The 22,592-nt window shown below is 70.7% G+C and carries 23 protein-coding genes; 17 read left to right on the forward strand and 6 right to left on the reverse strand.

Annotation, left to right across the window (positions count from 1 at the left end):
* Nucleotides 1-4: 4 nt before the first annotated feature.
* The 9 genes from hrcA to AB0H56_RS07895 all read left to right on the forward strand — a co-directional run bounded on the left by hrcA (nucleotide 5) and on the right by AB0H56_RS07895 (nucleotide 10,481).
* Nucleotides 5-1,039, forward strand: coding sequence for a heat-inducible transcriptional repressor HrcA (gene hrcA, locus AB0H56_RS07855; RefSeq protein ID WP_110039633.1), 1,035 nt, complete (start codon nucleotides 5-7; stop codon nucleotides 1,037-1,039).
* Between the two features lie 128 nt (nucleotides 1,040-1,167).
* A complete protein-coding gene (gene dnaJ, locus AB0H56_RS07860) occupies nucleotides 1,168-2,322 on the forward strand; it encodes a molecular chaperone DnaJ (protein WP_357158850.1) in 1,155 nt (384 codons plus the stop codon).
* A gap of 4 nt (nucleotides 2,323-2,326) precedes the next feature.
* A complete protein-coding gene (locus AB0H56_RS07865; RefSeq protein WP_357158853.1) occupies nucleotides 2,327-3,067 on the forward strand; it encodes a 16S rRNA (uracil(1498)-N(3))-methyltransferase in 741 nt (246 codons plus the stop codon).
* Between the two features lie 189 nt (nucleotides 3,068-3,256).
* Nucleotides 3,257-4,318 (forward strand): PhoH family protein, encoded by a 1,062-nt coding sequence (locus AB0H56_RS07870; protein WP_110039634.1) that lies wholly within the window; start codon nucleotides 3,257-3,259, stop codon nucleotides 4,316-4,318.
* 118 nt (nucleotides 4,319-4,436) lie between these two features.
* Nucleotides 4,437-4,991: an rRNA maturation RNase YbeY gene (ybeY, locus tag AB0H56_RS07875; protein ID WP_019045862.1), complete on the forward strand. Its 555-nt coding sequence runs from the start codon at nucleotides 4,437-4,439 to the stop codon at nucleotides 4,989-4,991.
* Nucleotides 4,988-6,331 (forward strand): hemolysin family protein, encoded by a 1,344-nt coding sequence (locus tag AB0H56_RS07880; protein ID WP_357158856.1) that lies wholly within the window; start codon nucleotides 4,988-4,990, stop codon nucleotides 6,329-6,331. Before ybeY ends, AB0H56_RS07880 begins: the two co-directional genes overlap by 4 nt.
* Entirely contained in the window at nucleotides 6,324-6,659 is a 336-nt protein-coding gene (locus tag AB0H56_RS07885; protein ID WP_357158859.1) for a cytidine deaminase, read from the forward strand. The genes AB0H56_RS07880 and AB0H56_RS07885 overlap by 8 nt, the downstream gene beginning before the upstream one ends.
* The gene (era, locus tag AB0H56_RS07890; RefSeq protein WP_110039574.1) at nucleotides 6,652-7,557 is read left to right on the forward strand and encodes a GTPase Era; all 906 of its coding nucleotides are present in this window, start codon (nucleotides 6,652-6,654) and stop codon (nucleotides 7,555-7,557) included. The genes AB0H56_RS07885 and era overlap by 8 nt, the downstream gene beginning before the upstream one ends.
* A 92-nt stretch (nucleotides 7,558-7,649) precedes the next feature.
* A complete protein-coding gene (locus tag AB0H56_RS07895; protein WP_357158862.1) occupies nucleotides 7,650-10,481 on the forward strand; it encodes an ABC transporter substrate-binding protein in 2,832 nt (943 codons plus the stop codon).
* Here the strand turns inward: AB0H56_RS07895 and AB0H56_RS07900 are convergent.
* Nucleotides 10,478-11,908: an amidase gene (locus AB0H56_RS07900; protein WP_357158865.1), complete on the reverse strand. Its 1,431-nt coding sequence runs from the start codon at nucleotides 11,906-11,908 to the stop codon at nucleotides 10,478-10,480. The genes AB0H56_RS07895 and AB0H56_RS07900 overlap by 4 nt on opposite strands.
* Nucleotides 11,909-12,056: 148 nt before the next feature.
* Here AB0H56_RS07900 and AB0H56_RS07905 point away from each other — a divergent pair, with 148 nt between their 5' ends.
* The 5 genes from AB0H56_RS07905 to AB0H56_RS07925 all read left to right on the forward strand — a co-directional run bounded on the left by AB0H56_RS07905 (nucleotide 12,057) and on the right by AB0H56_RS07925 (nucleotide 15,624).
* Nucleotides 12,057-12,923 carry an alpha/beta hydrolase gene (locus AB0H56_RS07905; protein ID WP_357158868.1) on the forward strand — a complete coding sequence of 289 codons (867 nt, stop codon included), beginning with the start codon at nucleotides 12,057-12,059 and terminating at the stop codon, nucleotides 12,921-12,923.
* On the forward strand, nucleotides 12,910-13,512 hold the full coding sequence (locus AB0H56_RS07910) for a TetR/AcrR family transcriptional regulator (protein ID WP_357158871.1): 603 nt from the start codon (nucleotides 12,910-12,912) through the stop codon (nucleotides 13,510-13,512). The genes AB0H56_RS07905 and AB0H56_RS07910 overlap by 14 nt, the downstream gene beginning before the upstream one ends.
* Before the next feature lie 61 nt (nucleotides 13,513-13,573).
* The gene (gene recO, locus AB0H56_RS07915) at nucleotides 13,574-14,341 is read left to right on the forward strand and encodes a DNA repair protein RecO (RefSeq protein ID WP_357158874.1); all 768 of its coding nucleotides are present in this window, start codon (nucleotides 13,574-13,576) and stop codon (nucleotides 14,339-14,341) included.
* A gap of 42 nt (nucleotides 14,342-14,383) precedes the next feature.
* Complete coding sequence (locus AB0H56_RS07920; protein WP_110039578.1) at nucleotides 14,384-15,196, forward strand: isoprenyl transferase; 813 nt, start codon at nucleotides 14,384-14,386, stop codon at nucleotides 15,194-15,196.
* Nucleotides 15,197-15,270: 74 nt separating this feature from the next.
* The gene (locus AB0H56_RS07925; RefSeq protein ID WP_233001717.1) at nucleotides 15,271-15,624 is read left to right on the forward strand and encodes a YbjN domain-containing protein; all 354 of its coding nucleotides are present in this window, start codon (nucleotides 15,271-15,273) and stop codon (nucleotides 15,622-15,624) included.
* 3 nt (nucleotides 15,625-15,627) lie between these two features.
* On the opposite strand, the gene AB0H56_RS07930 is transcribed toward AB0H56_RS07925, so the two are convergent.
* Together AB0H56_RS07930 and AB0H56_RS07935 are read right to left on the reverse strand one after the other, a co-directional pair.
* Complete coding sequence (locus tag AB0H56_RS07930; RefSeq protein ID WP_357158877.1) at nucleotides 15,628-16,371, reverse strand: hypothetical protein; 744 nt, start codon at nucleotides 16,369-16,371, stop codon at nucleotides 15,628-15,630.
* Nucleotides 16,372-16,475: 104 nt separating this feature from the next.
* Nucleotides 16,476-17,084 (reverse strand): TetR/AcrR family transcriptional regulator, encoded by a 609-nt coding sequence (locus AB0H56_RS07935; protein WP_357158879.1) that lies wholly within the window; start codon nucleotides 17,082-17,084, stop codon nucleotides 16,476-16,478.
* A gap of 101 nt (nucleotides 17,085-17,185) precedes the next feature.
* Here AB0H56_RS07935 and AB0H56_RS07940 point away from each other — a divergent pair, with 101 nt between their 5' ends.
* The gene (locus AB0H56_RS07940) at nucleotides 17,186-18,157 is read left to right on the forward strand and encodes a hypothetical protein (protein WP_357158882.1); all 972 of its coding nucleotides are present in this window, start codon (nucleotides 17,186-17,188) and stop codon (nucleotides 18,155-18,157) included.
* Between the two features lie 57 nt (nucleotides 18,158-18,214).
* On the opposite strand, the gene AB0H56_RS07945 is transcribed toward AB0H56_RS07940, so the two are convergent.
* Both AB0H56_RS07945 and AB0H56_RS07950 read right to left on the reverse strand, forming a co-directional pair.
* On the reverse strand, nucleotides 18,215-19,414 hold the full coding sequence (locus AB0H56_RS07945) for a lipid-transfer protein (protein WP_357158885.1): 1,200 nt from the start codon (nucleotides 19,412-19,414) through the stop codon (nucleotides 18,215-18,217).
* Nucleotides 19,407-19,853: an OB-fold domain-containing protein gene (locus AB0H56_RS07950; protein WP_357158888.1), complete on the reverse strand. Its 447-nt coding sequence runs from the start codon at nucleotides 19,851-19,853 to the stop codon at nucleotides 19,407-19,409. Before AB0H56_RS07950 ends, AB0H56_RS07945 begins: the two co-directional genes overlap by 8 nt.
* A 126-nt stretch (nucleotides 19,854-19,979) precedes the next feature.
* On the opposite strand from AB0H56_RS07950, the gene AB0H56_RS07955 reads away from it, so the two are divergent.
* A complete protein-coding gene (locus AB0H56_RS07955) occupies nucleotides 19,980-20,735 on the forward strand; it encodes a GTP-binding protein (RefSeq protein WP_357158891.1) in 756 nt (251 codons plus the stop codon).
* A gap of 126 nt (nucleotides 20,736-20,861) precedes the next feature.
* Nucleotides 20,862-21,704 (forward strand): hypothetical protein, encoded by an 843-nt coding sequence (locus AB0H56_RS07960; RefSeq protein WP_357158894.1) that lies wholly within the window; start codon nucleotides 20,862-20,864, stop codon nucleotides 21,702-21,704.
* A gap of 6 nt (nucleotides 21,705-21,710) precedes the next feature.
* Here the strand turns inward: AB0H56_RS07960 and AB0H56_RS07965 are convergent, their stop codons facing one another.
* On the reverse strand, nucleotides 21,711-22,481 hold the full coding sequence (locus AB0H56_RS07965) for an ESX secretion-associated protein EspG (protein WP_357158897.1): 771 nt from the start codon (nucleotides 22,479-22,481) through the stop codon (nucleotides 21,711-21,713).
* Nucleotides 22,482-22,592 lie beyond the last annotated feature (111 nt).

Below are 22,592 nucleotides of genomic sequence, written 5' to 3' on the forward strand. Positions count from 1 at the left end.
GTCGATGGCGTCGAGCACCGAGGATCGGCGGTTCGAGGTCCTGCGAGCGATCGTCGCGGACTACGTCGCCACCAAGGAACCGATCGGCTCGAAGTCGCTCGTCGAGCGGCACAACCTGGGTGTCTCCAGCGCGACGATCCGCAACGACATGGCGGTCCTCGAAGCCGAGGGCTACATCACCCAGCCGCACACCAGCTCCGGCCGCATTCCCACCGACAAGGGCTACCGCGAGTTCGTCGACCGCATCGCCGAGGTGAAGCCGCTCTCCGGCGCCGAGCGCCGCGCGATCATGGAGTTCCTCGAATCGGGTGTCGACCTGGACGACGTCCTGCGTCGCGGCGTGCGCCTGCTGGCACAGCTCACCCGCCAGGTCGCCGTCGTGCAGTACCCCACGGTCTCGGCCTCGATCGTGCGCCACATCGAGGTCGTCGCGCTCAACCCCGCGCGTCTGCTGCTGGTGGTGATCACCGACACCGGGCGGGTCGACCAGCGCATCGTCGACCTGGGCGCGGTGATCTCCGACGACGATCTCGCCGCCCTGCGCGGCCTGCTCGGCGGCGCCATGGACGGCAAGCTGCTCTCGGTGGCCAGCGCGTCGGTGGCCGGGCTGCCCGAACGGGCGCCCGACAAGATCAAGGACGTGCTGGTCCGCGTCTCGACCGTGCTGGTGGAAACCCTGGTCGAGCACCCGGAGGAGCGGCTCGTCCTCGGCGGCACCGCCAACCTCACCCGCAATGTCGCCGACTTCGGCTTCCCCGGCTCGCTGCGCACCGTGCTCGAGGCGCTCGAAGAGCAGGTCATCGTGCTGAAACTGCTCGCCGCGGCACAGCAGCCCGGCCAGGTGATGGTGCAGATCGGCGAGGAGACCCAGGTCGAGCAGATGCGCGGCACCTCGGTGGTGTCCACCGGCTACGGGGCGGCGGGCGCGGTCCTGGGCGGCATGGGTGTGCTCGGGCCCACCCGGATGGACTACCCCGGGACGATGGCGTCGGTGGCCACCGTCGCCAGGTACATCGGCGAGGTGCTCGCCGAAAGGTGACGGCGAGCCGGGGGCGGCCGACCCGCACTGTAAAGTCGGAACTTCGGCCGGTAAAGTTGAGTCGATTCGACTAAAGGATGCGCCCGGCGCTCGGCTGGACCACAGCGACCAAGGACTAGAGAACTCAAGTGGCACGGGATTACTACGGACTGCTCGGCGTCGGCAAGAACGCCACCGACCAGGAGCTCAAGCGCGCCTACCGCAAGCTGGCCCGCGAACTGCACCCCGACGTGAACCCGGACGAGGCCGCCCAGGCCAAGTTCAAGGAGGTCTCCACCGCCTACGAGGTGCTGACCGACCCGGAGAAGCGCCGCATCGTCGACCTCGGCGGTGACCCGCTCGAAAACGGTGGCGGCGGAGCCGGATTCAGCGGCGCGGGCTTCGGCGGCCTCGGCGACGTCTTCGAGGCGTTCTTCGGCGGCATGAGCGGCCAGGGCGGCGGCGTGCGCAAGCCGCGCGGCCGCGTGCAGCCCGGCGCCGACTCGCTCATCCGCACGCGGCTGAGCCTGGCCGAATGCGCCGTCGGCGTCACCAAGCACCTCACCGTCGACACCGCCATCCTCTGCGACATCTGCCAGGGCGCAGGCACCAACGGCAACTCCAAGCCGGTGCGCTGCGAGACCTGTGACGGCGCGGGCGAGGTGCAGTCGGTGCAGCGCTCGTTCCTCGGTCAGGTGCTCACCTCGCGACAGTGCCCCACCTGCCGCGGCGCAGGCGAGACCATCCCCGATCCCTGCCACAAGTGTGGCGGCGACGGCCGCGTGCGCGCCCGCCGCGAGATCGCCGCGCCGATCCCGGCCGGTGTGGCCAACGGCATGCGCGTGCGCCTGGCCGCGCAGGGCGAGGTCGGCCCCGGCGGCGGTCACGCCGGTGACCTCTACGTGGAGGTCGTCGAACAGCCGCACGACACCTTCGTCCGCGACGGCGACGACCTGCACTGCACCGTGCGCGTGCCGATGGTCGACGCCATCCTCGGCACCACGGTCGTGGTCGACACGATCCTCGACGGGCCCACCGAGCTCACCATCGCGCCGGGCACCCAGCCCGGCGAGGTCATCCAGCTGCGCGCGCACGGCATGCCCCGGCTGCGCTCGGGCGCGCGCGGTGACCTGCTGGCCCACCTCGACATCGTGGTGCCCACCAAGCTGGACGGTAAGCAGACCGACCTGCTGCGCAAGTTCAAGGGCATGCGCGACCGGGACCGCGCCGAGGTGATGTCGGCTCAGTCCGAGCACAACAGCGGCCTGTTCGCCCGGCTGCGCGCCTCCTTCAGCGGACGCTGACCCGGTGGCCGCGACGGTCTTCTACCTCGACGAGGTCCCCGAGCCCGGCGCCGTCGCGGTCCTGGACGGGCCGGAGGGCCGCCACGCCGCGACCGTGCGCCGGATCCGGGTGGGTGAGCCGATCACCCTGTCCGACGGACGCGGCGTGCTCGCCGAATCGGAGGTCGTCGCCGCCGAGAAGAACCGGCTCGACCTCGCCGTGCGCACCCGCAGGCTGGCCACCCCGGCGAGCCCACGGGTGCGCGTCGTGCAGGCGTTGCCGAAATCGGATCGCTCCGAACTCGCCGTCGAGCTGATGACCGAGGCGGGCGCCGACGCCATCGTTCCGTGGCAGGCCGCGCGCTGTGTCGCGAACTGGGAGGCCAAGGCCGCCAAGGGGATCGAGAAGTGGCGCGCCGCGGCCAGGTCCGCGGCCCGGCAGTCCCGGCGCGCGTACATCCCCGAGGTTGCCGAGCTGCACCGCACCCGTGACCTGCTCGACTTGGTGCGCGCCGCGAAGGCCGACGGCGCGATCGTCGCCGCCCTGCATGAGTCCGGCACCCACAAATTCACCGAGCTCGCCCTGGCCGGGGCGCCCGAGGTGGTGCTGATCGTCGGGCCGGAAGGCGGCCTCGACGACACCGAGCTGACCGCGCTGGCCGAGGCGGGCGCCGACATCGTGCTGCTCGGTCCGACCGTGCTGCGCACCTCCACGGCCGCCGCGGTGGCCCTCGGCGCCCTCGGCGCGCTCACCGCGCGGTGGTAGCGCGCCCGCTGTGACCTGCGATCACTCGTCGATCGCGATTCGGCCGAACCGGTCGTTATATCGCTGGGCGGTGTCGGTGCCGCGCGTTAAACTGAGCTCATCGAACACACAGTCGAGACCGGAAGCAGGCCATAGCCACTTTTGAAGAACTCAGGCGAGATCGGCGACCCCACCAACCCCGTATCAGGCATCGGCGCAGGCGGAAACAACGCGGGTCCCGCGGCGCGAACAGTGCGTTCCAGCATCGAACTCGCCCCGGAGTCTGTTTTCCCCTTCCTCGGCTCGGCCGACCAGAATCTCCGTCAGCTGGAGAAGCTGCTCCCGGCCGACATCCACGTCCGCGGCAACACCGTCACCATCACCGGCAAAGCCGGTGACGTCGCGCTGGCCGAGCGCGTCATCGAGCAGCTCGTGGCGCTGACCGGCCGCAATCGCGTGATCACCCCCGAAGCGGTCCGGCACACCGTCTCGATGCTCACCGAAGGCGTGTCCGAATCACCGGCCGAGGTGCTGAGCCTGGACATCCTGTCGCGGCGCGGCAAGACCATCCGGCCCAAGACGCTGAACCAGAAGCGCTACGTCGACGCGATCGACGCCAACACCATCGTGTTCGGCATCGGTCCCGCCGGTACGGGCAAGACCTATCTGGCGATGGCCAAGGCGGTGCAGGCCCTGCAGTCCAAGCAGGTCACCCGCATCATCCTCACCAGGCCCGCGGTCGAAGCCGGCGAGCGGCTCGGCTTCCTGCCCGGCACGCTCAACGACAAGATCGACCCGTACCTGCGGCCGCTCTACGACGCGCTGCACGACATGATGGATCCCGAGGCCATCCCGAAGCTGCTCGCCTCGGGCGTCATCGAGGTCGCGCCGCTGGCGTACATGCGTGGCCGCAGCCTCAACGACTCGTTCATCATTCTCGACGAGGCGCAGAACACCACGGCCGAGCAGATGAAGATGTTCCTCACCCGCCTCGGCTTCGGTTCGAAGATGGTGGTCACCGGTGACATCTCGCAGGTCGACCTGCCCAACGGGCAGCGTTCGGGTCTGCGCGCGGCCTCGGAGATCCTCACCGACATCGACGACATCCACTTCTCGGAGCTCACCAGCGCCGACGTGGTGCGCCACCGGCTGGTCTCCGACATCGTCGACGCCTACGACCGGTACGAATCCGACACCCGCGCGGTGCCGGGCCCGCACTACCCCGGCAACCGCGCGCAGCGCCGCGCGGCCGGGCGGGCCAACCGCGGATAGCAGTCAGCAGCGGATGCGGGTCCCGTTGGGGAACCCGCATCCGCTGGACCGCGGTTACCCGCGCCACGCTGGACCGATGCGGTTTCTTCGTTCGAACCGCGGCCCGTACCCTGAACAGGTGAGCATCGAGATCGCCAACGAATCGGGCATGGACGTCCCCGAAGAAGACCTGGTCAGCGTGGCACGTTTCGTGATCGGCCGGATGGACGTGCATCCGGCCGCCGAGCTGTCGATGGTGCTCGTCGATCTCGACACCATGGCCGACCTGCACGTGCGCTGGATGGATCTGCCCGGCCCCACCGACGTCATGTCGTTCCCGATGGACGAGCTCGAGCCGGGCGGGCGTCCCGACAGCCCGGAGCCCGGTCCCTCGATGCTCGGTGACATCGTGCTGTGCCCGGAGTTCGCGATGGGGCAGGCGCAGAAGGCCGGGCATTCGCTCGACCACGAACTGGCGCTGCTCACCGTGCACGGCGTCCTCCACCTGCTCGGCTACGACCACGCCGAGCCCGAGGAGGAGAAGGAGATGTTCGCGCTGCAGGGCCAGCTGCTCGAGGAGTGGTACGTGAGCCTGCGCGAGGAACAGCGCCGCGCCGAACTGGCCGAGCGCGACGCCCGCCTGCTCGGCAAGGCGGGCTTCACCGCGCCGGGTGACGCGCTGGGCCCCGCGTGACGGCAGTCACCCAGATCCTGCTGACGATCGTGCTGATCGGCCTCGGCGGGATCTTCGCCGGCGTCGACTCGGCGCTGAACACGGTGTCGCGGGCCCGGCTCGACGACATGGTCCGCGAGGAACGCCCCGGCGCCGCGCGGCTGCGCAAGATCGTCGACGACCGCCCGCGGTACGTGAATCTCATGGTGCTGCTGCGCATCCTGTGCGAGATCACCGCCACCGTCCTGCTGGCCGCCGCGGCACTGCAACTGTGGAGCCCGGCGACGGCGCTGCTGGTCACCGCCGCGGTGATGGTGGTCGTGTCCTATGTCGTGATCGGCGTCGGACCCCGCACCCTCGGCCGCCAGCACGCCTATTCGATCGCGCTGGGCGCCGCGGTGCCCCTGCAGGTCATCGGCGCGGTGCTGAGCCCGGTGAGCAGGCTGCTGATCCTGCTCGGCAACGCGATCACGCCGGGCAAGGGATTCCGCAACGGCCCCTTCGCCTCCGAGATCGAGCTGCGCGAGGTGGTCGACATGGCCAGGGAGCGCGGCGTCGTCGCCGACGACGAACGACGGATGATCCAGTCGGTCTTCGAACTCGGCGACACCCTGGCCCGCGCGGTGATGGTGCCGCGCACCGAGATGGTCTGGATCGAACACGACAAGACCGCGTCCCAGGCGATGTCGCTGGCGGTGAGGTCGGGCCATTCCCGGATCCCGGTGATCGGCGAGAACGTCGACGACGTGCTCGGCGTGGTGTACCTGAAAGACCTTGTGCCCTATGCCGATCGCAGCCGCAAGGTGACGGTGCGCGAAGTGATGCGGCCCGCGGTGTTCATCCCCGATTCCAAGCCGCTCGACGATCTGCTCGACGAGATGCAGCGCCGCCGTAACCACATGGCGCTGCTGGTCGACGAGTACGGCGGCATCGCCGGGCTGGTGACGATCGAGGACGTGCTCGAGGAGATCGTCGGGGAGATCGCCGACGAGTACGACACCGACGAGACCCCGCCGGTGGAGGACCTCGGCGACGGCCGCTACCGGGTTTCGGCGCGGCTGTCGGTGGAGGACCTCGGCGAGCTGTACGGGCTCGACATCGAGGACGAGGACGTCGACACCGTGGGTGGTCTGCTCGCCCACGAGCTGGGGCGCGTCCCGCTGCCCGGGTCGAAGGTGACCGTGTACGGGTTGGTGCTGCGCGGTGAGGGTGGCGCGGACGCGCGCGGCCGCATGCGGGTCAACACCGTGCTGGTGCGCCGCGCGCCCGACAAGGAGAAGAAGAACAGGACGCAGACCGGTGCGGGCGCCGAGTCCGCCGAGGTCAGCGTGCCCGACCACAACGGAGAAGCCGATGAGTGAACTGGATGCCGAAGACAACAAGCTGCTGGTGCTGGCGCGTGGCGCGCTGGGCCGCACCGGCGGTGCGAGCGGTGCCGCGGTGCGCGACACCGACGGCCGCACCTACGCCGCGGGGGAGGTCGCGCTGTCGAGCCTGCGGCTGACCGCGCTGCAGGCCGCCGTGGCGGCCGCGATCTCCAGCGGCGCCGAGGGTTTCGAGGCGGCGGTCGTCGTCGCCGGTGACGCCGAGGACGCCGGAATCGCCGCGCTGCACGAGGTCTCGCCGTCGGCCACGGTGATCAGCACCGATCGCGGCGGCGCCGTGCTGAGCGAGGTGCGCGGTGGCTGAGTCCGAGTTCCGTTCCGGCTTCGTCTGTTTCGTCGGCCGCCCGAACACCGGCAAGTCGACGCTGACCAACGCGCTGGTCGGCACCAAGATCGCGATCACCTCCTCGCGTCCGCAGACCACCCGGCACACCATCCGCGGCATCGTGCACCGCGAGCACGCCCAGCTCATCCTGGTCGACACCCCCGGCCTGCACCGCCCGCGCACCCTGCTCGGCCAGCGCCTCAACGATCTCGTGCGGGACACCTACTCCGAGGTCGACGTGATCGCGGTGTGCATCCCGGCCGACGAGAAGATCGGGCCCGGCGACCGCTGGATCGTCGAGCAGATCAAGATGATGGCGCCCAAGACCACCGTGCTCGGCGTGGTCACCAAGATCGACAAGGTGAGCCGCGACCAGGTCGCCCACCAGCTGATGGCGGTCTCCCAGCTGCTCGGGCCGGAGGCCGAGGTCGTGCCGGTGTCGGCGGTGAAGGGCGAGCAGGTCGAGGTGCTCGTCGACGTGATCGCGTCGAAGATGCCCGAGGGGCCTGCGTTCTACCCCGACGGCGAGATCACCGACGAGCCCGAGGAAACCCTCATGGCCGAGCTGATCCGCGAGGCCGCGCTGGAAGGCGTGCGCGACGAGCTGCCGCATTCGCTGGCCGTGGTGATCGAGGAGATCCAGCCGTACGAGGCCAACGAGGACATGCTCGAGGTGCATGCCCTGCTGTATGTCGAGCGGCCGAGCCAGAAGGCGATCATCATCGGCAAGAACGGTTCCCGGCTCAAGGAGGTCGGTACCAACGCGCGCAAGCAGATCGAGCACATCCTCGGCACCCGCATCTACCTGAACCTGCACGTGAAGGTGGCCAAGGACTGGCAGCGCGATCCGAAACAGCTGGGGAAGCTGGGCTTTTGACCGTTTGAGTGTCGGCCGGACGGGGTATCGTTCGGCGAATACGCCGGGCGTGATCCGGTGTGCTCGCTGTTCGCCCCGGGGAGGCCGTCGAAGTGCCCGATGCCAATGATGTCGGCAAGCTGCTGGAGTTGCTGCGGGTACTCGAGATTCCCGACGCCAAGCCGCGGGTGCTGCGCGCGCTGTGGCGCGGACGGCGCACCCTGCCGCGGCCGATCGTCGAGGTGGTCGGGGTGCAGGGGCACCCGACACTGGTCGGCGAGTTGTACAGCTGGCTGGGCGAATCGGGCGGCAGGCGGGCGACACCGCGCGCCAAGATCGATCTGCACGCACCCGATCTGCCGCGCACCGCGCTCACGCCCGACCTCAGCGCGGTCAGCTCGGTCGACGATCAGGAGCTCGCCGGGCACTGTCTGCCGATCATCCAGCAGCTGGTCGCCGGGTTCGCCGCCGACGACACCGCCATGGGCGCGATCAAGTTCCCGCGCTACCGCACCGCCGACTGGCTGACCAGGCAGCGGGTCACCAGCGACGAATCCGAGACGCCCGACGAATTGCGCCGCCGGTTGCCCAAGCTGTTGCGCAGCGGTTCGCCGACGAGTCGCTCCGACACCGCCGAAGGGGTCGCGGGCGACACGATTTCGCGGGTGGTCTTCGGTGTGCTGGCGCTGTGGCCGGTGCTGCGGTTGTGGCTGTGGGTGTCCGGGCGCATCCCCGGCATGTCGAAGGTGACGCGGTGGTTCCTGCACCAGCGGTACCTCGCACCCGAATTGTCGGGCAGTTTCCTGGGTTTCGCGTCCCGGTTGACCGCCTCGCACCGGGTCGACGAGAACGAGGAGCAGGTCGCCAAGCTGCTCATCCACGCCTTCCTCGAGGACCTGCGCGATGCCTACCGGCGCCGGATCTGGCGGCCGTCGAGCTGGCGGCGCACCGCCTACCCGGTGGCTCTGCTCGGCGGGCTGGCCGAGGACGGCGACGGCGCGCGAATCCTCACCTGGATCAATGAGATCCGCAACGAGACCGGGCATTTCGACCCGCTGGTGGTCGTCGCCTTCCGCGACGAGGGACCGCGCCGTGAGGTCGGCGAGCTGGGCCACATCGGGGACCTGCGTCAGCTGCGCACCCTGGAGAGCATCGCCGAGCGGCCGACCGCGCAGCCGCCGGACCCGCTGCAGAGCTGGGTCCGCGAGATCGAGAACCGGCGCACCCACCGGCAGGCCGATGCCTGGTTCCTGCCGCTGCGCGCGCTGCTGCCCGCTGATGTGCCACCGCGGATCAGCGATCCGCGCTTCCGGGGGATGGCCCTGCCGCCCGCGCCTCCGATGGCCGCGCGCAGCTGGTTCGTCGGGCTGTGCGTGCTGATCCCGATCGCCCTCGCGGTGGGCGCCGCGCTCGTCTACTTCCCGCCGCTGCGCGGGGCGCCGTGCTCGCAGTGGCCGTGGACCGGCGGTGTCTCGGTGAGTCTGCGGGACGGCGAGTGCGTCGGCTACAGCGACAATCCGCGGCAGATCTTCGCCGACGATCCCGAGCTCACCGCCATGCAGCGCGAGGTGTTCCGGCTCAACGCGGCGGCGGCCGAGGCGCGCGAGAGCAACCCGAACCGGCCGCTGGTTTCGCTGGTGTACTTCGCCGGGCTCAGCTACGCCGACACGAATGTGCGCTACCCGCACGCCCAGGTCGAGGAGCTGGCCGGGCTGGCGGTGCAGCAGCGTCGGGCGCTGCTGGCCTCGGACGAGTCCGAGCCGCTGTTGCGGATCGTCATCGCCAACGGCGGCACCGACATGCGGCAGGCGCAGTGGGTGGTCGAGCATCAGCTGCGCGGATTGGCGGCCGAGGACCCCAGCGTGCTCGGCGTGGTCGGCATCGACCGCAGCACCGACGAGACGCGCGGGGCGATCACCCGGCTCGGTGAACTCGGTGTGCCCGCGGTGGCGACGACGCTGTCCGCCGACGGCCTGGATCAGGCCTCGCCACTGTACTTCCAGGCGGCGCCGAGCAACAAGGTGCAGGCGCGGCTCATCGCCGACTACGCGCAGGGTGCCAGGGAGAACACCGGCGGCCGCCGCTACGACAAGGTGGTGATCTACCACCCGGAGGCGGCCGACGACCTCTACGTGACGACCCTGGTCGCGGATCTGAAAGACGAACTCGCCGAACGCGGTGTGGCTCAGGAGAGCCTGAGCTGGCGCGAGCAGCAACAGCTCTACCGATTCCCCGCGCCCTGCGAGACCGAGGGATTCGACCGGAACACCCTGCTGTTCTTCGCGGGCCGCAACGACGACTTCCCGACCTTCGCCAAGGCGGTGAGCCGCGGCTGTCTCAGCGGGGACGGGCCGGCGATCCTGGGCAACGACGCGGTGACCCGCCTGATCACCGATCCCAAGGCGACCGCGGCGCTGCCCGCGAATCTCACCGTGCGCTACGTGTCCAAGGCGGCGCCGGTGATGCTCGGCGGCGCCGACTGCGTCCGCGGCGTGGGCAGAGTCGGCGATCAGCCGGTGCCGTTCGAGCACGAGCAGCTGTGCGTCGAGCTGGCCGGGCTGATCGAGGAGCTGCGCGGCTACCCCGAACTCGGCGACTACCGGCCCACCTGGGCGGGCGACCGCACCGGACTGGCCTTCGATGTGAGCGGGTTGTTCCTGCAGGCGGTGCGCAGCAGTCGCGGCGTGCTGGCCGACCTGCCGCCGAACCGCACCGCCATCGCCGTGCAGATGCGCGAGAGCGATTATCGCGGCGTCACCGGCACACTCGGCTACTCGACGAGGCGCGTGGCCGACGGGTCATCCATCGCGGTGCTCGTCACGACGGCCGTCGGCGGGCAGGGGCCGCAGCGTTGCCTGATGATGTTCCCGCGCCAGACCGGGCAGGACGGGTGCCCGGCGGGTACCAAGAGCGATATCGAGGGGTGGGCCGAACCGGGTCGTTAGGTCCACCACGGAGTCGGCCGGTCCCGATCCCAGTGCCGTTCCGCCTCGAGCTGCGCGGCCAGGGCGATGAGCATCGGCTCGGTGTTCGCCGTGCCCATCAGCTGTGCGCCGATCGGCAGCCCGGTGTCGGTGAACCCGGCGGGGACGTTCACGCTCGGCCAGCCGAGGACATTCCAGGGCCAGGTGAACGGGCACGCGCCGGTGATCAGGCCGTTGGTCGCGCCGACGCCGATGCCGTCGATCTCCTCGGCCCGCGGGGCCGGGGTGGCCGTCGTCGGCGCCAGCACCACGTCGTAGTCGTCGAAGAACGCGCCGATCCGCCGGTGCAGCAACGGTTCCAGCATCCGGGCCGCGGTGAGCGCGGGTCCGCCGAGGAGCCGGCCGACGCGCGCGTTCGCCGTGGTCCGCGGGTCGACGACCGCCGCGGGCATGGACCGGTGCACCTTGCTGATCCCGCCGAGTGAGCGTGGCAGGAAGGAGGCGCCGATCAGTACGCCGTAGTGCAGATCGGCGACCGTGACCGTGTGGCCGAGTGCGCGCAGGGTGGCGGCCAGGTCGTGCACGGCCGCCGCGATCTGTGGATCCAGGGCGGTGCGGGTCGCGGTGAACGGGATGCGCAGGGAGAGCGCGATTCTGAGCTTGCCCGGATCGCGGCCCACCGCCGCGGCCGCGTCGATCGGCGCGGGGGTGTGCAGGTCGCCGGGGTGCGGGCCCGCGGCGATGTCGAGCAGGAGCGCGGCGTCGCGCACGGTGCGCGCGAGCGGCCCGTTGACGGTGAGTCCGTGGAATGCCTCGGGGTGCGGCCAGGTGGAGATGCGGCCGCGCTGTGGCTTGATGCCGACCAGGTTGGTCCACGCGGCGGGGATGCGCACCGAGCCCGCTCCGTCGGAACCCAGTGCGGCGGGCACCAATCCGGCCGCGACCGCCGCCGCCGATCCGCCGGAGGAGCCGCCGGGCGTGCGGGTGCGGTCCCACGGATTGCGGGTGTGCCCGAAGGCGTCGCCGCTGGTGAAAGGCAGCTGACCGAGCTCGCAGGTGTTGCTCTTGCCCACGATCACCGCGCCCGCCGCGCGCAGTCGTCGCACCGATTCCGCGTCGGCGGTCGCGGGCGTGAACTCGCCGCCGCAGCCGAAGGCGGTGACCTCCCCGGCGATGTCGGTGTCGTCCTTGACCGCGATCGGCACGCCGAGCAGTGGCAGTCGTGTCCCGGTCGCGCGGCGCGCGTCGGCGTCGGCGGCCTCGCGCAGCGCGGCCTCGCGCCGCACCACGCGGAACGCGTTGAGGGTCGGCTGCGATGCCTCGATCCGGTCGAGCGCGTCGCCGACGGCCGCGACCGAGGTGAGGTGACCGTCGGCGATGGCCGCGCTCAGTTCGGTGAGGCCGAGGTCGGCGGGGGAGTTCGGCGCGACGCGGTCGGGCACGGACATGTGAGCTCCGTCTCTGCTGGGGTGTGCTCGACCGTAACCGCGAAACTGGTCACCCGTCCACATACCCTGGGTGGATATCTGGGATAGACATACATTCGGTATGTATGTAACAGTGGAGAGGCCCAGCATTCGACCAGGGGAGGACCCCATGGGAATCAGCTCAGCACTCGGCCCGGCACACGACCGCACGCTCTCGACCGGGCGCCTCCGCTATCACGACACCGGAACCGGATCGCCGGTCGTCTTCGTCCACGGCCTGCTCGTCAACGCCGATCTGTGGCGTGACGTCGTGCCCGGCCTCGTCGCGGCCGGACACCGCTGCCTCACCCCCGACTGGCCACTCGGCGCGCACACGATCCCGATGCCCGACGCCGACCTCACGCCCACCGGCCTGGCCGACCTGATCGCCGAGTTCCTCGACGCGCTCGACCTCACCGACGTCACGATCGTCGCCAACGACACCGGTGGCGCGCTCACCCAGATCCTGATGACCCGGCATCCGGAACGCATCGGCCGCGTCGTGCTGGCCGCGGTCGACTGCTACGAGGTCTTCCCGCCGAAGCCCTTCACCGCCCTGGTGCGCCTGGCGAAGATCCCCGGCGCGATCGCCCCGCTGCTCGCCCCGCTGCGCTGGCGGCCGGCCCAGCGGCTGCCGCTCGCCTTCGGCTGGGTGACCAAACACCCACTGCCCGCACCGATCGCGGAGTCCTACCTGGGTCCGGCCCGGCGCGACCCCGCCATCAGGGCGGACCTGCGCCGCTTCGCCGCGGGCGTGGACACGCGGCACACCATGGCCGCGGCGCAACGATTCGCCGAGGTCGACCTGCCGGTGCTCGTGGTCTGGTCGACCGAGGACAAACTGTTCCCGATGTCGCTGGCCCAGCGGCTGGTCACCGACCTGCCGCGGGCGAGCCTGCGGACCGTCGGCGATTCCTACACCTTCCTGCCCGAGGACCAGCCGGAGTTGCTCGCCGAACTGATCGTGGAGTTCACTCGGCTGCATGCAGCGCCGTAGTCAGGAGGACCGCTCCCGCACCACCCGCGCCGCGCTCGAGCGGGCAGGCCGTGACCTGTTCGCCGAGCGCGGCTTCGCGGGGACCTCCGCCGAGCAGTTGGTGGCGGCCGCCGGAGTGACCCGCGGCGCGCTCCATCACCACTACGGCGACAAACGGGGACTGTTCCTCGCCGTGCTCGAACAGGTGGAGACCGAGGCGACCGCGGAGATCCAGGATGCGGTCGCCGCGGTCGACCCCGACGACGTGGTCGCGGGCATGACCGCGGGGCTGGCCCGCTTCCTCGACATCTGCGCCCGCCCGCAGATGCTGCGCATCGTGCTGATGGACGCCCCGACCGTGCTGGGCTGGCCCGCCTTCCGCGAGTTCGAGGCCAGGCACGGCCTCGGCCTGATCACCGCCCAGCTGCAACGCGCCACCGACGCGGGCCTCGTCCCGGCCGCGCCCGTCGCGGTGCTGGCCCAGCTGCTGCTCAGCGCCATCTCCGAAGCCGCCCTCATCGTCGCCCACGCCGAGGATCCGGACCGCGCGCGGCTCGAGACCCAGCAGTCGCTGCTCCTGCTGCTCGCGGGTCTGCTGCGGCAGAACTGAGGCCGGTACGCCGGGGTGTGTCCGTGGGCGCGGTGTCGGGCCGACGTGGAAGACTGGGCCCGTGCGGTTGTATCGGGATGAGGCGGTGGTGGTCCGTCAGCACAAGCTGGGCGAGGCCGATCGCATCGTCACGCTGCTGACCAGGCAACACGGGCTGGTGCGCGCGGTGGCCAAGGGGGTTCGGCGCACCAAGTCGAAGTTCGGGGCCCGGCTCGAGCCGTTCGCCTACATCGACGTGCAGCTGCATCCGGGCCGCACGCTCGACATCGTCACCCAGGTGACCACCGTCGAGGCGTTCGCCGCCGACATCATCGACGACTACGGCCGCTACACCACCGCCTGCGCGATCCTCGAGACCGCCGAACGCCTCGCGGGCGAGGAACGCGCCCCCGCCCCGAAACTGCACGCGCTCACCGCCAGCGCCCTGCGCGCCATCGCCGCCAAACAGCGCCCGCACGAACTGATCCTCGACGCGTACCTGTTGCGCGCCATGGGTTTCGCCGGCTGGGCGCCCGCACTCGACGAATGCGCCCGCTGCGCCACCCCCGGACCGCATCGCGCGTTCCACGTCGCGGCGGGCGGCGCGGTGTGTGTGCACTGCAGGCCGCCGGGTGCGAGTACCCCGGCCACCGGTGTGCTCGATCTGCTCGTCGCCCTGTTGAAGGGGGAGTGGGATTACATCGCGGGTGTGCCCGACAACGTCCGCCGCCAGGCGAGCGGTCTGGTCGCCGCCCATCTGCAGTGGCATCTGGAACGGCAGTTGCGCACCTTGCCGCTGATCGAACGGTCCGTCGGCACGGCGGTGGACCGGCCCGTCGTCGCCGGCTGATCGCGCCGCCCGCGAACCGGCGCCCCGCGGCCATCAGGCAGGATGGACGCCGTGATCCTGCGTCGTGACTCATCCACCGCGAGCAAGACGGCCCGCGACATCCGCCCGCCGTCGCAGCACCCCTCCGGCGCGCGGCCGCCCGCGATCCCGCCGGAGCTGGTGCCCAACCACGTCGCGCTGGTGATGGACGGCAACGGCCGCTGGGCGCAGGAGCGTGGCCTGCCGCGCACCGCGGGGCACGAACGCGGCGAGGCGGTGCTCATGGACGCGGTCGAGGGGTCCATCGAGATCGGCGTCAAGTGGTTGTCGGCCTACGCCTTCTCCACCGAGAACTGGCGCCGCAGCCCCGACGAGGTCCGCTTCCTGATGGGCTTCAACCGCGATGTCATCCGCCGCCGCCGCGACGAGATGCACGAGATGGGTGTGCGGGTGCGCTGGGCGGGGCGCCGACCGCGCCTGTGGCGCAGCGTGATCAAGGAGCTCGAGGTCGCCGAGGAGCTCACCAAGGACAACGACGTGATGACGCTGACCATGTGCGTCAACTACGGCGGCCGGGCCGAGATCGCCGACGCCGCACGCGAAATCGCGCGCCGGGTGGCCGCGGGGGAGATCGATCCGGAGAAGATCGACGAGGCCACCGTCGCCCGCTACCTCGACGAACCCGACATGCCCGATGTCGACCTGTTCCTGCGTCCGTCGGGGGAGTTCCGCAGCTCGAACTTCCTCATCTGGCAGGCCGCCTACGCCGAATTCGTCTACCAGGACACGCTTTTCCCCGATTTCGACCGGCGTAACCTGTGGGACGCGTGCTTGGAATACGCCAAGCGCGATCGTCGCTTCGGCGGCACCAAATGAGCGAGGGAGCCGACATGGACGCCGCGGTCACCCCCGACCTCGATTTGCAGGCGCGCACCGGCGCCTGCCTGCAGATGCAAGACATCGACGTGCGCGTCGACGCCGACGGGTCGCTCGGTTTCGAGTACGACGGCGCGCTGTGCTCGATCCGCGCCGTCACCCTGGCGCCCGGCCTCACGGTGCTGTCGCTGACCAGCGTGCTGGCCTGGGACCGCCCGCTCAAGCCGCAGCTGCACAAGCGGGTCGCCGAGCGCAACAACGAGATGCAGTTCGGCTCGGTCACCCTGATCGGGCGCGGCAAGCTGGGCGATGTGATCCTGCGCTACACGTTCCCCGCCGAGGGTCTCGACGACAGCGCGCTCACCACCATGCTGCTGCTCGCGCTGTCCGGCGCGAGCAGGGCCAGGCAGGGCCTGCTCGCGCCGTAGGCGTCAGTTGCCGGGCTTCCAGGTGATCTTGCCGCCCTGGAAATCCTGGGCCTTGCCGCCCTGGTAGTCGTACTCGTCGCTGGTGGGGTAGCCGTAGCGGCCGCCCTCGGCGCCCGCGCGGATCCAGTCGGCCTGGATGCTGCCCCAGACCGCGTGCGCGCCGGTGGCCGAGGTCCAGTAGATGGCGCCGGTCGGGAACATGGTGAACTGGCCGTCGCCCTTGCCCGCCTTGGCGACGTCGCTGAGCGGGAAGCCGAGCGGGCTCGACTCCCAGCCGAGGGCGGCCCACTTGTCCCGGATCGGGCCGCTGATCTCGTGCGCGCCGGTACCGACGGACCAGTAGATCGAGCCCTTCTGGAAGTGGTTGAAGCGCCCGGCGCCGTTGGGCGTCGACTGCTCGCGGGTGACCGGGTAGCCGAGCTTGCCCGACTCGTTGCCGTGCTCGGCGAACTTGTCCCTGATCTGCCCGGCGACGGTGTTGGCGTTGGTGTCGGGGTGCCAGTAGATGGCCGCGTTGTTGGCGAAGGTCTGGTACTTGCCGCCCGCCGCCGCGTCGGATTCGGGGGAGGTGGGGTCGCCGAGCGCGGCGCCGCCCGCCTGGTCGTATTCGATCTCGATCGCGCCGCCCACCTCGAAGCCGCCGATCATGCGTGCCTGTGCGGTGCCCGCGACGGCCGCGGGCAGGACGAGGGCGGCCGCGAGCGCGGCGACGGTGCGTGATCGAAGGTGTCGACGGTGAAATGCCACAGGAAACTCCCTGGTCGATTCGTTTCGGTGATTTTCGGCGCTAGACCCCGACCGGCACCGCACCCGAACCTACCCGTTCGCCCGCGCTCATAACAGTGACGTTTCTAACCCCGCGGGGCCGGTCTGATGCCCAGCATCAGTTCCACGCCGCGGGCGAAGTCGTCCGGGTTCACGTCCTCGAGCAGCAGGTGCTGGAGCATGAATCCGGGCAGGAAACTGATCATCGACTTGGCCATCGCGTCCACGTCGGCGTCCGGCGCGATCCAGCCGAGCTCGCGCATGCGCACCGCGTACTCGCGCCACAGTTCGCGCATGCCCGCGATGGCGGCCCGCACCGGGACGCTCGCCTCCGGCTGGACCATCGCCATCGCCCAGGCCTGCGGTGCCAGCCGCAGTGGTCCGTCCGGCCCGCCGCGCTGGATCACCTCGGCGGTCACCAGCCGCACGACCTCGGCGGGGGTGGGGGCCTGCTCGCTGCGGATGATCTCGGCCATGCGCCCGCGCAACGGGGTCATCGTCTCCAGGATCAGCGCGAAGATGATGTCGTTCTTGCTCGCGAAGTACCGGTAGACCGCGCCCGCGGAGAGCCCGGCCTCGGCGAAGACGTCCTGCATCGACGTCTCGTGGAATCCCTTGCGCGTGAAGCACCGCTGGGCGGCCTCGAGGATCTGTTTCCGGCGGCGTTCCAGGTGCTCTTCGCTGACTCGGGGCATGGTTCCAAAATAAAACGAATATCCGTTCTTGACAAGCTACGGCCGGCGGTGTCACCGTGGAACCCAATAAAGAACGAACATTCGCTTTAAGGGAGAATGTCATGTTGATCACCCGACGAGCAGTCGCGCTCGGTCTCGCGGCCACCCTGCTGCAGGCGCTGCTCCTGATCGCCTTCGCGTGGCCCGCCGTCAACCTCGCGCCGCGTGACCTGCCCATCGCGGTCAGCGGTCCGCAAGCCACCCAGCTCAGCAGGCAACTGCACCAGCGCAGTCCCGAGGCCTTCAGCATCACCACCGTCGCCGACGCGGAGGCGGCCCGAACGGCGCTGGCCGACAACGAGATCTACGGCGCGATCGTCACCGGCGACGGCGCGCCCCGGGTCCTGATCGCCTCCGCCGCCTCGCCCGCGGTCGCCCAGCAGCTCACCGCCGTCGCCCAGCAGCTCGGTGGCGCGACCCCCGCCCCGGTCGAGGACGTGGTCGCGACCGATCCCGACGATCCGCGCGGCGCCGGCTTCGGGTCGATGGTGTTGCCCCTGGTGATGTCGGGCATCGCCGCGGGCGTGCTGCTCACCCTGCTGGTGTCCACGCTCGGCGGCAGGCTCGTCGGGCTGGTCACCTTCGCCGTGGTGGGCGGTCTGCTCAGCACCCTGGTGTTCCACACCTGGCTGTCGATCGTGCCCGGCGGGTATCTGGAACTGTCGGCCATCGCCGGCCTGTCCGCCTTCGCGGTCGCCGCCACGATCGTCGGCCTGGCCGCCGCCATCGGGCGCGCCGGTATCGGTCTCGGCGCGCTGACCATGCTGCTGATCGGCAACCCGTTCTCCGCGGCCACCTCGGCGCCGGAACTGCTGCCCCAGCCCTGGGGCACGATCGGTCAGCTGTGCCCGCCCGGTGCCGCCGCCTCGCTGCTGCGCGCGGTCGCCTACTTCGACGGCGCCGGTGCGCTCGCCCCGCTCGCCGTCCTGCTGACCTGGTCGGCCGCCGGTCTCGCGCTGCTCGGCGTCGGTGCGCTGCGCGCGCGTCGACCGGTCGTCGAGGGCGGATCCGAGCGAGTGGCGGTCTCGGCCTGATCCGCGCGAAACGCACGAAAACCCGGGCATCGCCCGGGTTTTCGCGTGTCTGGTGGGTCAGCGGGTCGCGATGAGGGCCGACCCGTGGCCGAACAGGCCCTGGTTGACCGCGATGCCCGCGCGGGCATCGGTCACCTGACGACCCTCGGCCTGCCCACGCAACTGCCAGGTCAGCTCGCACACCTGGGCGATCGCCTGGGCGGGGATCGCCTCGCCGAAACAGGCGAGGCCGCCGCTGGGGTTCACCGGTACCCGGCCGCCGAGGGTGGTCGCCCCGCTGCGGAGCAGTTCCTCCGCGCCGCCGGTCTCACACAGGCCGATGTCCTCGTACCAGTCGAGCTCGAGCGCCGTGGACAGGTCGTAGACCTCCGCGAACGACAGCTCGTCGGGACCGAGCCCGGCTTCCTCATAGGCCGCGTGCGCGAGATCGGAACGGAACGGACGCTCCGGCGGCGCCACGGCCACCGCGGAGTCCGTCGCGAAATCCGGCAGGTCGAGCACAGTCTTCGGGAAAGTGGGGGTGACGGTCGACAGCGCCCGGATGCGCACCGGTTCGGCGATGCCGTGCTTGCGCGCGTAGTCCATCGAGGTCAGCACCAGGGCGGCGCCGCCGTCGCTGGTGGCGCAGATGTCGAGCAGCCGCAACGGATCCGAGACGATCGCCGAGGCGGCGACGTCCTCGGCCGTCACCTCCTTGCGGTAGCGGGCGTACGGGTTGTTCAGGCCGTGCTTGGCGTTCTTCACCTTGACGGCGGCGAAGTCCTCGAGCGTGGCGCCGTGCAGCGCCATCCGCCTGCGGGCGTACAGCGCGAAGTAGATGGGATTGGTCGCGCCGAGCAGGTGGAAACGCAACCAGTCCGGATCGTCGCGGCGTTCGCCGCCGACCGGCTGGAAGAACCCCTTCGGGGTGGTGTCGGCGCCGACCACCAGTGCCACGTCGGTGAGCCCGGCCAGGATCTGCGCGCGGGCGTTGGCGATGGCCTGGGCGCCCGAGGCGCAGGCGGCGTAACTGCTCGAGATCCGGGCGCCCGACCAGCCGAGGGCCTGGGCGAAGGTCGCGCCCGCGACGAAGCCCGGGTACCCGTTGCGGATGGTGTCGGCGCCGGCGATGTAGCCGACATCGCGGTGGTCGATCCCCGCGTCCGCGAGTGCGGCCCTGGCTGCGACCAGCCCGTATTCGACGAAGTTACGGCCCCACTTGCCCCACTGGTGCATGCCGGCACCGAGGACGGCGATATCGCGATTCGTCTCAGGCATCGACGGGCCTCCACATCCACACCGTGTGTTCGGCGTCTTCGTCCTCGTAGAGCACGCCGACGGTCAGTTCGACCGGCATGCCGACGGACAGGTCGTCCACGGAGATCCCGCGTACCACCTGCCCGAGGATCACCATCTTCTCCACCTCGAGCTCCACCGCGGCCACGATGTAGGGCTCGAACGGCTCGGGCGAGACATACGGCGGTGGCGGCTGGTAGCGGGCGTCGGCGTAGGACCAGATCCGGCCGCGCGTGGAGAACTGGTAGTCGGCCAGTTCGGAGCCGTCCTTGGGGGCCGCGCACTGCGGATTGCGGCACGCCAGCGTATTCCGGGGGAAGTACGGTGTGCCGCACACGTCGCAGCGACTGCCCTGGAGGCGTACCGCGCCGTCGTCCGCGGTGAACCAGCCCGCTACCGCGGGGCGTTGTTCTTTCTGCACCCGGCCGACGATATAGGAACACGTTCTATTTTGGTGTGGAAACCCGCACCACCGGGGCCCGGCGGGCGCTACCGTGAAGCCGGAAACCACCGATGGCCACCACCCTCGAGTCGATCTGGAGGACCGTTGGGCGCCGCCGCCATTGACCCGCAGACGATCTGCAACGTCACCATCATCGGAGACCCCGACGAGACCGCGCGCCTGCGGCGCCGACTGCACCGTGGCGGCCCGCAGGACGGCCCGATCCGCTGGTCGGTCGAGGGCATCGAGCACACCGTCCACCTCGCCGAACTGTCGAGCCGCGCGCCCGTGGCCGAGCTCGAGCGCTCGATCCGGGTCGCGGACGGGGTGATCGCCGTCGTGCCCGCCGCCGTCCGGCGCGCACCGCGCCTCGAGTCCCTCCTGCGCATGGCCGACGACCATCAGGTCGCCCGCCTCTGCCTGGTGACCGGACTCGACCATCCCGCCGCCGATTTCGACCGCTGCGTGCGGGCCATCGCCGGCATCCGCGGTGCGGTGCCGCTGGCGGTGCACTCGCCGATGGGCGCCGGCGCCGGTTTCGCGGGGGTGATCGACGTGGTCCCGATGTGGTCGCTCGCGCCGATGGCCGCCCAATTCTTCGGCGACCACTGGCAGGTCGCCGAGCGGCGCTACCGCGACCTGGTGACGGCGGTGCTGGAGCAGGACAGCATCGAGTCAGGGTTCCCCGCCGACCAGTTGACCGACCGGATCCGCCGCCTCACCCACATCGGCGAAGCCGTCCCCGTTCTGTGTGACGCGGCGCCCGCCGTCGACGATGTCGCCCCGCTCCTGGACGCGATCGTCCGCTATCTCCCGTCACCACTGCACGTCTGGCAGCCCGAGCACTCGTTCGACTGCTGAGCGAGCGCCGGTGCGAAACACTCTGTGGGGCCGCCTGTTCGGTGCCCTGCCCGGTGGGCCTGCCGCGCAGGCCGTTCTGGGTACGATCGCATTCAGGCGGATGGTCGCCGAGAACAGGGGTGTCGCATGAGTTCGGAGACCGAGACTCGGGCAGGTCTGGACGGGCGTCCCGTCGCGCTGTTGGGCGCGCTGGCCGTCGTCCTCGGCGGCGCCTTCGTCCTCGCTCCGCGGTGGCTCGCCGGCAGCGTGCCGGGTGGCGGAATCGGCGACGAGGGCGACGTCCGGAACGCGCTGCGCGCGGGCTTCGTCGAATACTGGGGCTCCGGAGATCGGGCGCTGACACCCGCGCTGAGCGCGACGGTCGACTACTGGTCGCGCTATCACCTGGCCAAGGCGGTGCTCGCGGGACTGTTGGTGATCGTCCTCGTGGCGCTGGCCGTCCGGCTGTGGCGGGCGTTTCTCGTGGCGGAGCGGCCGGTCCGGCTCGGGGTGGTGAGCGCTCTGGTGACGCTGCCCGCGCTGTTCGCAGTGGTGGCGACGATGGCCAACATCCAGGGTGTGGTGGCGCCCTTCGCCTCGACGCTGCCGATGCTGACCGAGCCGCCGGTCGACCCGGAACTCGCCGGGGCCCTCGATCAGGTGGTCGGGAATCTGGAGGCCGCGATCCAGACCGACGCCGCGATGCTGCCCGCGGTCGCGGTCCTGCTCGACGGCTTCGTGCGCTATCACCAGGCCATGATCGTGATCGCCTGCCTCACCGCCGTCGCGTTCGCCGCCGCCGGTGTCCTGCTGTGGCGGCAGCGCGGACGGACCGGCACGGAGGATCGGCGGGCCCGCCGGACCTTCGCCGCGCTGGCGGCGGTGACCGTCGCGGCCGCGGCGGCCTCGGCGGTGGTGGCGCTGGCGAACATCAGCACGGTGGCCGACCCGGCGCCCGCGCTGCTGGCGCTCTTCGCGGGCAGTTGGTGACCGGGTTCAGGCGAGCATCTCGTCGTCGCCGCCGAACTCCTGGTGGTAGCGCTGAGCGCGGGCGAGCATCCGCTGGATGCCCGCGATCATCCGCTCGGCGGGCAGCGGTTCGGCGATGATCGGGTCGCCGGTTTTGACGTAGTAGCGCCCGTCGTCGTAGTCCATCCACCAGAAGGCGCGGCCGGGGCTGGGGCGCGCGTCGACGGCGGGCCCGGAGAACGCGGAGATCTCGCCGAACGCGCGACGTTCGCGATGGAAGATGCGGTTGAGCTGCTCGGCGGAGCTGAGCCTGCCCGCGCGGTACTCGAAATGTTCCTCTTCGGCCGCGAGTTGCTCGCGCCGCACCTCCACCGGCGGTTTGGTGCCCGGCCTCGCGCGCGGCAGCGCGGCGACGGTGAGCGCGGCGACCTGCCCCGCGGTGCAGTAGGTCAGCGTCACGTCCCCGCCCGTGTCCGCCGCGGTGCCCGGCGCCTGCGCCAGCGTCGCGCCCCGATTGCCGCGGATCGCGCCGTGGAAGCGGATGACATTCGAATCATCCTTGCCGACAAACCCTTTGGACTCGACCCTGGCGTCGGGGTCGAGCAGCACGGTCAGCGCGTGCTCGATCGCCGGATCGTATTTGCGCAACAGGCTCTCGACCGCGGCCTCGCGATGGGCCTTCAACGCGTCGAACTCGGCGATGTCGGTGCGGTACTGCAGGGGATAGGGGAGCCGGTCACGCCCGTAGCCGGACCACAGGATCTCGAACTCGGAGCCGGTGAACTCAGCGTGCTGCACTGTCGCGGTCTCCACCGATCTCGACACCCATACACCCTCTGACGCCCGGTTCGACCGCCGTCCGTGCACGTTCCCGCACTGTCATCTCGACCTATCCCCTCCTGGCATAGA

This window comes from Nocardia sp. NPDC050717, from assembly GCF_040654275.1.
In the GTDB taxonomy this organism is placed as follows: Bacteria; Actinomycetota; Actinomycetes; order Mycobacteriales; family Mycobacteriaceae; genus Nocardia.

Bases quoted from the DNA above. Each gene is read 5' to 3' on its own strand.
- hrcA (WP_110039633.1), top strand. From the start codon at position 5: ATGGCGTCGAGCACCGAGGATCGGCGGTTCGAGGTCCTGCGAGCGATC.
- AB0H56_RS07885 (WP_357158859.1), top strand. From the start codon at position 6,324: ATGAGTGAACTGGATGCCGAAGACAACAAGCTGCTGGTGCTGGCGCGT.
- AB0H56_RS07900 (WP_357158865.1), bottom strand. From the start codon at position 11,908: ATGTCCGTGCCCGACCGCGTCGCGCCGAACTCCCCCGCCGACCTCGGC.
- AB0H56_RS07905 (WP_357158868.1), top strand. From the start codon at position 12,057: ATGGGAATCAGCTCAGCACTCGGCCCGGCACACGACCGCACGCTCTCG.
- AB0H56_RS07910 (WP_357158871.1), top strand. From the start codon at position 12,910: ATGCAGCGCCGTAGTCAGGAGGACCGCTCCCGCACCACCCGCGCCGCG.
- AB0H56_RS07920 (WP_110039578.1), top strand. From the start codon at position 14,384: ATGGACGCCGTGATCCTGCGTCGTGACTCATCCACCGCGAGCAAGACG.
- AB0H56_RS07925 (WP_233001717.1), top strand. From the start codon at position 15,271: ATGCAAGACATCGACGTGCGCGTCGACGCCGACGGGTCGCTCGGTTTC.
- AB0H56_RS07935 (WP_357158879.1), bottom strand. From the start codon at position 17,084: ATGCCCCGAGTCAGCGAAGAGCACCTGGAACGCCGCCGGAAACAGATC.
- AB0H56_RS07940 (WP_357158882.1), top strand. From the start codon at position 17,186: ATGTTGATCACCCGACGAGCAGTCGCGCTCGGTCTCGCGGCCACCCTG.
- AB0H56_RS07945 (WP_357158885.1), bottom strand. From the start codon at position 19,414: ATGCCTGAGACGAATCGCGATATCGCCGTCCTCGGTGCCGGCATGCAC.
- AB0H56_RS07960 (WP_357158894.1), top strand. From the start codon at position 20,862: ATGAGTTCGGAGACCGAGACTCGGGCAGGTCTGGACGGGCGTCCCGTC.